Below are 9270 nucleotides of genomic sequence, written 5' to 3'. Positions count from 1 at the left end.
GGTGCGCCACACGTCGTCGGGTACCGGGGCCCCGACCGGCAGCGGCGCGCCGGGCTCGTGGTCGAGCAGCACCCAGCCGTCGCCGGAGCCGAGCATCCGGGGCAGCCGGACGGGCCCGTTCACCACCGCGACCGCACGCAGCGCGGCCGTCTCCACCGCCCCGGTCCGCTTCAGGACGACCGCGGTGCCGTCGTCGAGGTCGATCCGCTCGGCCCCGCCGGAGGCGTACCCGCCGGTCAGCGGCGTGCGTGCCCGCACCGCGAGGTCGCGACGGCGGCGCCGGGCGAGCGGGCGCAGCCAGACGTCGTCGGCAGGGGTCACCGGCGCAGCACGAACAGGACCAGCAGCGCCACCGCGACCGCGACCAGCAGCGACAGCACCGACCACGGCAGCGGGCGTCGCTGGTAGGTACGCCCGGCGTCGAGGGCGATCCGCCCGGCCCCGGCGAACACCAGCGCCGCGGCCCCGGCACCGAGCAGCAGGTCCAGCTCCAAGGAGTTCACGCCGTCCGAGGCGAACAGCGGCACCGACAGGGCCGGCACCAGCGCCACCACCACGGCCACGGCCTTCGACGCGAGCAGACCCGCCGCGGCGAAGGGCGTCAGCAGCCCCAGCACGAGCAGCACGCCGAGGACCAGCTGGCCGACCGCGAGCACCCAGGCCAGCGGGCCGGCGAAGGACGTGAACCCGGCGTCGGCGAGCGCGGTCGCGCTGGCGTCGAGGCCGATCCCGCCCGCGACGCCGAACAGCGTGCGTGCCCCCGCCGCGGCGAAGGACGCCCCGACGACCAGCCGCAGCACGAGCAGCCCGATGTCGGAGGAGAGGTGGGCGGGGACCGGCATGCGCTCCGGGCGGGTCTTCTCCGCCGGTTCGTCGCCGGAGATGTTGCCCCAGTCGTACTGCTGCGTGGGCCCGCTCATGGTCGGCGACAGTACCGGCGCGCGCCTAGTAGGCGCCGGTCACGAGGTTCGGCGGCGCGTCACCGGCGGCGAACGCCGCGAGCTGCTCGGCCGCGACGCCGTAGGCCCGACGCATCGCCAGTGGCACGCTGCCGCCGACGTGCGGGGTGAGCAGCAGCCCGGGCGCCGACCACAGCGGGTGGCCCGCGGGGAGCGGCTCGGGGTCGGTGACGTCGACGGCGGCCCGGATCCGTCCCGAGGTCAGCTCCGCGACCAGCGCGTCGGTGTCCACGACCGGCCCGCGGGCGCCGTTGACGAGCAGCGATCCGTCGGGCATGGCGGCCAGGAAGCCGGCGTCGACCATGCCGCGGGTCTCGTCGGTGAGCGGGACGATCAGCACGGTCGCGTCGTGGTGCGGCAGCAGCGCGGGCAGCTCGTCCCAGCCGTGGACGCCGTCGCGGGCGGTGCGCCCGACCAGCGTGGTCTCCACCTCGAAGGGCTCCAGACGGGCCCGGGTCCTCTGCCCGACATCGCCCGCGCCGACGATGAGGATCTTCTTGCCGGCCAGCTCCTCGGTCTGGTGGTAGTCCCACTCGCCGCGGTCCTGGGCACGCACGAAGCGGTCCAGGTGCCGGTAGACGGCCAGAAGCACCGACACCACCCACTCGGCGGTGGCGCCGCCGTGCGCGCCGCGTCCGTCGGAGAGGCCGACGCCCTCCGGCAGCCGCCCGATCCACGTCTCGGCGCCCGCGGTGAGCAGCTGCACCAGCTCCAGGTTCGGGACCCGCTCGACGATCCCGACGGCGTCGGAGCCCGCCAGGAACGGCGCGACCAGCACGCGGGCGTGGGCGGCCTCGTCGGGCAGCGGCTTCTCCGGGTCGTAGACAACCGGGTCCAGTCCGTCCACACCGGACAGGATCTCGGCGCCGACGGTGTGCGGCACCAGGACGGTCACGGGGCTGCTCATGACGCCCGACCGTACTCACCGGGCACTCACCTCGCGGGGCCTAGCCTGGTTCCTCGTGACCGCCCGGCTGCTGCTGATCGTCGCGACGCTCGTCGTGCTGCTGGGCGGCTGCGCCACCTTCCCCGACGCGGGCTCCCGCGACTGGCGCCCGCAGGCCGAGGGAGAGGGCGAGCTCGGCGGGCCGCCGCAGATGGCGCCGGAGGAGCGGACACCGCCGCCGAGCGGGGCGCCGTCGCCGCAGCAGCAGGGGTCCGCGCCGGCGCCGCAGCCGTGCGTCGACCCGGACCCGCAGGTCGTCGCGTCATGTCTGGGGCCGGTCGGGGCGGTGGCGGTGCTCCCGCAGGGCGACCGCGCACTCGTCGCCGAGCGGCGGACCGGGCGGGTGCTCGAGGTCCGTCGCAACGCCACCCCGCAGCCGGTCGCGACCGTGCCGGTCGACCCGGCCGGCGGGCTGACCGGGCTGGTCCTGTCCCCCGGCTACGCCGAGGACCGCCTGCTCTACGCCCTCTCCGAGGGACGGGTCTGGCGGATCGCACCCGGTGAGGCGCCGAAGCCGGTGCTGGAGGGGTTGCCGCCGGGCGGGGCGCTGGCCGTCGACGCCGACGGCTCCTCGCTGCTCGTCGCCACGCCCGCCGGGGCGGGACCGCTCGCCGGGGCGGTGCTGCGGATCGACACCCTGGGCCGTCCGGCCCCGGGCAACCCCGACCGTGCCTCGCCGGTCCTGGCCCGCGGGCTCACCGCGCCGGGCGGGGTGTGCGTCGACCCCGCGGCACGGACCACCTGGGTCACCGACCGCACCCCGGGCCGCGACGTCCTGCACCGCGTCACGCCGGGCACGCTCGGCGCGCCCGCCTGGACCTGGCCGGACCGCCCGGGCGTCGCCGGGTGCACGGTGCTGCCGGGCGCGGTCGTCGTCGCGCAGAGCACCGGCACAGCGCTGTTCGTGCTCAACCCGGGCGCCGAGGGCACCTTCACCGGCGACCCGAAGCCGGTCCTGGAGGGCACCTACGGCCGGATCGGCCCGGTCACCCTCGCCCCGGACGGCCTGCTGTGGCTGGGGACGGTCAACCGCGACGGCGGCGCCCCCGGCGCCACCGACGACCGGGTCGTACGCATCCAGCCGCCGACCGGCGGCGGCGCCAGCGCCATCTGACACCACCCGGTACCGATCCTGCGTCCACGACGCGGCCGGCCGGCCCCTGCGACCCGACCGGTTCCCGCTCGTGGACCAGGCCGCGTTCGACCGGCCTGCAGACGATGTCGGTGATCGACTGTGCGGACAGCCCGGTGGCCGTGGACAGCCCCGCCCGGGACAGGTCGTGCCGGGCGCGCCGCAGCGCGTCCAGCACGACCGCCTGGTTGACGTCGCCGATCCGGGGCAGGTTCGCGCCCCGGCGGGCCCCGGTCAGGTCAGGCCCCGACCCGCTCGACGATCAGCTCCCGGACCCGCTTGGCGTCGGCCTGGCCCTTCGTCGCCTTCATGACCGCACCGACGATCGCCCCGGCGGCCTGGACCTTGCCGCCGCGGATCTTCTCCGCGACGTCGGGCTGCTCGGCCAGCGCCGCGTCGACGGCGGCGATCAGCGCACCCTCGTCGGAGACGACCTTCAGCCCGCGGGCCGCGACGACCTCGTCCGGGCCGCCCTCGCCGTCGAGCACGCCGTCGACGACCTGGCGGGCGAGCTTGTTGGTCAGCTCCCCCGTGGCGACCAGCTCGACCACCCGGGCGACCTGCTCCGGCGTGATCGCGAGGTCGACGAGCTCGACGGAGCGGGTGTTGGCCTGCTGGGCGAGGTAGGACACCCACCAGGAGCGGGCCTCCTGCGACGGTGCACCCGCCGCGACGGTGGCCTCGACCAGCTCCAGCGCGCCGCCGTTGACCAGGTCGCGGATCTCCTCGTCGGAGATGCCCCACTCGGTCTGGATGCGCTTGCGGCGCTCCCAAGGCAGCTCGGGCAGGGTGCCGCGCAGCTCCTCGACCCACTCGGCCGAGGGCGCGATCGGGACCAGGTCGGGCTCCGGGAAGTACCGGTAGTCCTCCGAGGTCTCCTTGCGCCGCCCGGCGCGGGTGTGGCCGGTGGACTCGTCGAAGTGCCGGGTCTCCTGCACGATCTCGCCGCCCGCGTCCAGCACGCCGGCCTGGCGGCTCATCTCGTGCCGGACCGCGCGCTCGACCGACCGCAGCGAGTTGACGTTCTTCGTCTCGGTGCGGGTGCCCAGCGCGCCGCCCTTCGGCGAGAGCGACAGGTTCACGTCGGCACGCATCGAGCCCTGGTCCATCCGGACGTCGGAGACGCCCAGGGACTGGATCAGGTCGCGCAGCGCGGTGACGTAGGCACGCGCCACCTCCGGGGCGCGGGCGCCGGTGTCCGGGATCATCTTCGTGACGATCTCGATCAGCGGGACGCCGGCGCGGTTGTAGTCGAGCAGCGAGTGGTCCGCGCCGTGGATGCGGCCGTCGGCACCGCCCACGTGCAGCGACTTGCCGGTGTCCTCCTCCATGTGCGCGCGCTCGATGCCGATCCGGACGACCTCGCCGTCGTCGAGGGTCAGGTCCAGGAACCCGTCGACGGCGATCGGCTCGTCGTACTGGGAGGTCTGGAAGTTCTTCGGCATGTCCGGGTAGAAGTAGTTCTTCCGGGCGAACCGGCCCCACGGCGCGATCGAGCAGTTCAGCGCCAGGCCGATCCGGATCGCCGACTCCACCGCGGCCCGGTTGACCACCGGCAGCGCGCCGGGCAGGCCCAGGCAGACCGGGCAGACCTGGGTGTTCGGCTCGGCGCCGAACTCCGTCGGGCAGCCGCAGAACATCTTGGTGTTCGTCGACAGCTCGACGTGCACCTCGATGCCCAGGACCGGGTCGAAGCGGGCGACGACGTCGTCGAACTCCACGAGCTCGGGTTCGGTGGTGGTCACCGGGTCACCTCCGGAACACGCGCGATCAGCGGACCGCCCTCGTCGGCGTCGCGGGCGGCCTCGAACGCCGCCCCGACGCGGTACATGACGGCCTCGCCGAGCGCGGGCGCCATGATCTGCAGACCGGTCGGGAGCCCCTCGGAGATCCCGTTGGGCACCGACATGCCCGCCACACCGGCCAGGTTGGTCGGGATGGTGGCCAGGTCGTTCAGGTACATGGCCAGCGGGTCGTCGACCTTGTCCCCGATCGGGAACGGCACGGTCGGCGCGGTCGGCGACACGAGCACGTCGGCCTGGGCGAACGCCGCGTCGAAGTCCCGGCTGATCAGCGTGCGGACCTTCTGCGCCTGCCCGTAGTAGGCGTCGTAGTAGCCGCTGGACAGCGCGTAGGTGCCGAGCATGATCCGCCGCTTGACCTCGGGCCCGAAGCCCTGCTCGCGGGTGTTGGCCATGACCTCCTCCGCGGAGCGGCCCTCGGCCGCGCGCAGGCCGTAGCGCATGGCGTCGAACCGTGCGAGGTTCGACGACACCTCGCTCGGCAGGATCAGGTAGTACGCGGCCATGCCGTACTCGAAGTGCGGGCACCCGACCTCGACGATCTCGGCGCCCAACTTCTCCAGGCTGCGCAGCGACGCGTCGAACGCCGACCGGACGCCGGGCTGGTAGCCCTCGCCCCCCAGCTCGCGCACGACGCCGACCTTCAGCCCCGACAGGTCACCGGTCGCACCCTGGCGCGCGGCCTCGACCACGGCCGGGACCGGCCGGTCGATCGAGGTCGAGTCGCGCGGGTCGTGGCCGCCGATGACCTCGTGCAGCAGCGCCGCGTCCAGCACGGTACGCGCGCACGGCCCGCCCTGGTCCAGCGACGACGCGCAGGCGACCAGCCCGTAGCGGGAGACCTGGCCGTAGGTGGGCTTGACGCCGACGGTGCCGGTGAACGCGGCGGGCTGACGGATCGAGCCACCGGTGTCGGTACCGATCGCCAGCGGCGCCTCGAACGCGGCCAGCGCGGCCGCCGAGCCGCCGCCGGAGCCGCCCGGCACCCGGGAGGTGTCCCACGGGTTGCGGGTGACGCCGTACGCGGAGTGCTCGGTGGACGAGCCCATCGCGAACTCGTCCATGTTGGTCTTGCCCAGGATCGTGATCCCGGCGGCGCGCAGGCGCGCGGTGACCGTCGCGTCGTAGGGCGGCTGCCAGCCCTCGAGGATCCGCGAGCCGCAGGTGGTGGGCATGTCGGAGGTGGTGAACACGTCCTTCAGCGCCAGCGGCACCCCGGCCAGCGGGGACTCCGGCGCCTCGCCCGCGGCGATCCGCTCGTCGACCAGCGCGGCGCCGGCCAGCGCGGACTCGGCTCCGACGTGCAGGAACGCGTGCACCTCGCCGTCGACGGCGGCGATCCGGTCGAGGTGGGCCTGCGCGGCCTCCACGGCGGAGACCTCACGGGAGTGGATCTTCTCGGCGAGCTCGGCGGCGGTCAGCCGGATCAGGTCGCTCACTGCTCCTCCCCCAGGATCCGCGGGACGCGGAAGCGCCCGTCCTCGGCGGCCGGGGCGCCGGCGAGCGCCTGCTCCTGGCTCAGGCCGGGGCGGCGCTCGTCCGGGCGGAAGACGTTCTCCAGCGGGACGGCGTGCGAGGTCGGCGGGATGTCGTCGGCGGCGACCTCCCCGACCCGGGCCACCGACCCGATGATGACGTCGAGCTGGGACGCGAAGGTGTCCAGCTCGGAGTCGGTGACGGCCAGGCGGGCCAGCCGGGCGAGGTGTGCGACCTCGTCCCGGGTGATGACCCCACCCGTCCGCTCCGCGGAATCGGCGGTCATGCCCCTCCTCGAGATGGTGTCCGATGATGACGACGGCGGGTGGACGGTCGTGGCGGTGCCGTGGCAGCGGCGACGACGGTGCGACCGCCGGTCCGGCTGCCGACACGACCCGGTCGCTCCCGCGCGCGCCGGTCTACCCACCGAGTCTATTCCCGCCGGTCCACCGGCCGATCGCCCCCCGGTGACCGGGCGCGCACACCCCGCTGCGGGTGGCGGGTGACCGAGGGCCCCGTGGGTGGCAGGATCATCGTTCCCGCCCGGAACCGCTCCCCGCCGCTCCGGTGCGGTGCATGCGCGTGCCGACGAGGCGCCCGCTGTCGAGGGAGAGGATCCACTCCGTGTCGTTCCTGCTCCGGGTCGTCCTCCCGGACAAGCCCGGCAATCTCGGCGCCGTCGCGTCCGCACTCGGCGGGGCCGGGGCGGACATCCTGAGCGTGGACGTCGTGGAGCGTGGCGACGGCCAGGCGGTCGACGACATCGCCGTCGAGCTGCCGACCAACCGGCCGCCGGACGTGCTCATCACCGCTGCCGAGTCGGTGCCCGGGGTGTCGGTGGAGTCGGTGCGCCCGCACACCGGGCAGCTGGACACCCACCGCGAGCTGGAGCTGCTCGACGAGATCGCCGGCGACCACGCGCACGGGCTCGACCTGCTCGCCGCCGAGGTACCGAGACTGTTCCGCGCAGGGTGGGCGCTCGTCGCGGTCAGCGAGCACGGCCGCTCCTACCGGATCGCGGAGAGCTCCGCGGCGCCCGAGACCCGGTCCGGGGACCTGCCCTGGCTGCCGCTGGACCGGGCGATCGCCCTCGACGAGAGCCACTGGGTGCCCGAGCCCTGGCGGGCGATGGACACCGAACTGGCCGCCGCGCCGTTCGGGACCGGGGTACCACCGAAGACGCTGGTGGTCGGGCGGCCGGGTGGGCCGGTGTTCCGGCCGTCGGAGCTGGCGCGGCTGGCGCACCTGGCCGGGATCGTCGCGACGGTCCTGAAGGCCTGACCCGCCGCGCCACCGCACCCCTCCGCAGGCCCCGGGCCCGGGGGCCTGCTCCCAGGGGAACTTTCGTAGCGCTCTAAGCCACGAGAGTTCCCCTGGGAGCAGCGCCGGGAGTGGACGAGCGGCCGGGGCGACGGCGCGGCGGGTCAGACCCGGATCGACAGGGCGGTGCGGACGAGGTCGTCGTTGCCGGTCGCGAGCCAGCCGTCGGGACGCACCAGGACGTCCTCGAAGCCGATCCGGGTGTCGATGTTGACCCGGGTCGCGTACTCCAGCACCGGCCAGGCGCCCTCCTCCTCGCCGTGCAGCAGCACGGGGACGGGGGGCTGACCGAGGGCGCGCAGGATCCGGATGCCCTCGGCGACGGCGGTCTCGGGGTCGATCACCGTCGACTCCGCGATCACCCGCCGGGTCCCCGGGGGCAGCCCGTTCTGGCGGAGGGTGACGGCGTCGCCGCTGGTCCAGACGCCGAGCTCGACGGCGATGCCGACCGACCACGCGGCGTGGCAGACCTCGGTCCAGCCGAGCTCGTGCACGTTGACGCCGCACACGTCGGGCTTGCCGGAGCCGAGCCGGCCCCAGGACAGGACGGTCTCGACACGGTCCTTCGGGTCGGGCTGGATCCAGCGCCCGGTCGGGACGCCGATCTCGATGCCCGGGGCCTCCTGGCGGATCAGCGACACGACGTCGCCGACCACGGCGGGTTCGATCGACTCGGCACCGCTGTCGTCGCGCGGGTGCACGTGCACCGAGGTGACGCCGAGCCGGGCGACGGCCCGGGCGTCGCGAGCGAGGTGGCGGGCCAGGGTCGGCAGCGCCGGGTGCGCGTCCGCCGGTCGTGAGCCGTTGAGCGCCGCCTGCAACACCGTGTGTTCCCCGATCCGAGTGGTCGTCCTCCGGCCGGGAGGACCCCGCCGTGCGACCGAGAGTAGGCGGTGATCGACCGCGGCCCGCGGCCGGGCGCGGGCGCGGGCGGGGGACGTCGACGTCCGGCTACCGGGCCGCGCCGGACGTCGAACACGCCCGGTGAGCAGTCGCTCACCGTCGGCGTGGCGCACGCCGTGTCGCCGGACGGGACGGGCCGGCCGGGTGCCCGGGCCGGCGGTCAGGCGTCGGCGGCCTGCTCGCGGGCCGCGTCGGGACCGCGGTCGAGCAGGACCGAGAACCCGGCCTCGTCCAGCACCGGCACCCCGAGCTCGACGGCCTTCTCGTACTTCGAGCCGGGTGCCTCCCCCGCCACGACGAACGCCGTCTTCTTCGACACCGACCCGGCCGCGCGCCCGCCGCGGGCCATGATCGCCTCCTTGGCCTCGTCGCGGGACCAGTTCTCCATCGAGCCGGTGATCACGATCGAGAGGCCCTCTAGGAAGTGGGGCACCGAGTCGTCGACCTCGTCCTCCATCGCGACGCCCGCCGCCCGCCACTTCTGCACCACCTCGCGGTGCCAGTCGACGGAGAACCAGTCCCGCACCGCCGCCGCGATGGTCGGGCCCACGCCGTCGACCCCGGCGATCGGGGCGAGCGCCTCGGCCACGGCCTTCGCCCGGGCGCGCGCGGCCGCCCGCTCCTGCTTCGCGGCCTCGGCGTCCGCGGCGTCCGCCTCGTCGGCGTTCTCGTCGGCGTTCTCCGCGCCGTCCACACCCTCGGCGCCGTCCACGGCCTGCGGGGAGTCCGCCG

Annotated in this window: 9 protein-coding genes and 1 pseudogene; 2 read left to right on the top strand and 8 right to left on the bottom strand. The window is 75.0% G+C overall.

Annotated elements, in window-relative coordinates:
• The 3 genes and pseudogenes from GTW08_RS01070 to GTW08_RS01060 all read right to left on the bottom strand — a co-directional run.
• Positions 1-321 (bottom strand): annotated as a pseudogene (locus GTW08_RS01070) (hypothetical protein); the annotation flags it as partial.
• A complete protein-coding gene (locus GTW08_RS01065) occupies positions 318-920 on the bottom strand; it encodes a DoxX family membrane protein (RefSeq protein ID WP_073578437.1) in 603 nt (200 codons plus the stop codon). The gene GTW08_RS01065 and the pseudogene GTW08_RS01070, both read right to left, overlap by 4 nt.
• 25 nt (positions 921-945) lie before the next feature.
• Positions 946-1866, bottom strand: a complete 921-nt coding sequence (locus GTW08_RS01060; RefSeq protein ID WP_073578438.1) for a 2-hydroxyacid dehydrogenase — start codon at positions 1864-1866, stop codon at positions 946-948.
• 55 nt (positions 1867-1921) lie between these two features.
• On the opposite strand from GTW08_RS01060, the gene GTW08_RS01055 reads away from it, so the two are divergent.
• Positions 1922-3019 (top strand): glucose dehydrogenase, encoded by a 1098-nt coding sequence (locus GTW08_RS01055; RefSeq protein WP_304580229.1) that lies wholly within the window; start codon positions 1922-1924, stop codon positions 3017-3019.
• 257 nt (positions 3020-3276) lie between these two features.
• On the opposite strand, the gene gatB is transcribed toward GTW08_RS01055, so the two are convergent.
• Genes gatB through gatC form a run of 3 tightly spaced genes read right to left on the bottom strand, consistent with a single transcriptional unit; the run spans position 3277 to position 6601 of the window.
• Positions 3277-4782, bottom strand: coding sequence for an Asp-tRNA(Asn)/Glu-tRNA(Gln) amidotransferase subunit GatB (gene gatB, locus GTW08_RS01050; protein WP_073578439.1), 1506 nt, complete (start codon positions 4780-4782; stop codon positions 3277-3279).
• On the bottom strand, positions 4779-6278 hold the full coding sequence (gene gatA, locus GTW08_RS01045; protein ID WP_073578440.1) for an Asp-tRNA(Asn)/Glu-tRNA(Gln) amidotransferase subunit GatA: 1500 nt from the start codon (positions 6276-6278) through the stop codon (positions 4779-4781). The genes gatB and gatA overlap by 4 nt, the downstream gene beginning before the upstream one ends.
• Positions 6275-6601 (bottom strand): Asp-tRNA(Asn)/Glu-tRNA(Gln) amidotransferase subunit GatC, encoded by a 327-nt coding sequence (gene gatC, locus GTW08_RS01040; RefSeq protein ID WP_020622204.1) that lies wholly within the window; start codon positions 6599-6601, stop codon positions 6275-6277. The genes gatA and gatC overlap by 4 nt, the downstream gene beginning before the upstream one ends.
• A 338-nt stretch (positions 6602-6939) precedes the next feature.
• Between gatC and GTW08_RS01035 the strand changes: the two genes are divergently transcribed.
• Positions 6940-7596 carry an amino acid-binding protein gene (locus GTW08_RS01035; RefSeq protein ID WP_073578441.1) on the top strand — a complete coding sequence of 219 codons (657 nt, stop codon included), beginning with the start codon at positions 6940-6942 and terminating at the stop codon, positions 7594-7596.
• Between the two features lie 143 nt (positions 7597-7739).
• Here GTW08_RS01035 and GTW08_RS01030 read toward each other — a convergent pair whose 3' ends face one another.
• Together GTW08_RS01030 and GTW08_RS01025 are read right to left on the bottom strand one after the other, a co-directional pair.
• Positions 7740-8459: a 3-keto-5-aminohexanoate cleavage protein gene (locus GTW08_RS01030; RefSeq protein ID WP_062397181.1), complete on the bottom strand. Its 720-nt coding sequence runs from the start codon at positions 8457-8459 to the stop codon at positions 7740-7742.
• Positions 8460-8698: 239 nt separating this feature from the next.
• On the bottom strand, positions 8699-9270 hold a 572-nt coding region (locus GTW08_RS01025; RefSeq protein ID WP_346009824.1), incomplete at its 5' end, for a BRCT domain-containing protein.

The organism is Pseudonocardia sp. SID8383 (genome assembly GCF_009864975.1).
GTDB classification, from domain to species: domain Bacteria; phylum Actinomycetota; class Actinomycetes; order Mycobacteriales; family Pseudonocardiaceae; genus Pseudonocardia; species Pseudonocardia alni.
The sequence above is the reverse complement of the archived record's forward strand: the minus strand, read 5'-3'. Positions and strand labels throughout refer to the sequence as shown.

Coding starts and splice junctions, on each gene's coding strand:
- GTW08_RS01065 (WP_073578437.1), bottom strand. CDS start 920: ATGAGCGGGCCCACGCAGCAGTACGACTGGGGCAACATCTCCGGCGAC.
- GTW08_RS01060 (WP_073578438.1), bottom strand. CDS start 1,866: ATGAGCAGCCCCGTGACCGTCCTGGTGCCGCACACCGTCGGCGCCGAG.
- gatC (WP_020622204.1), bottom strand. CDS start 6,601: ATGACCGCCGATTCCGCGGAGCGGACGGGTGGGGTCATCACCCGGGAC.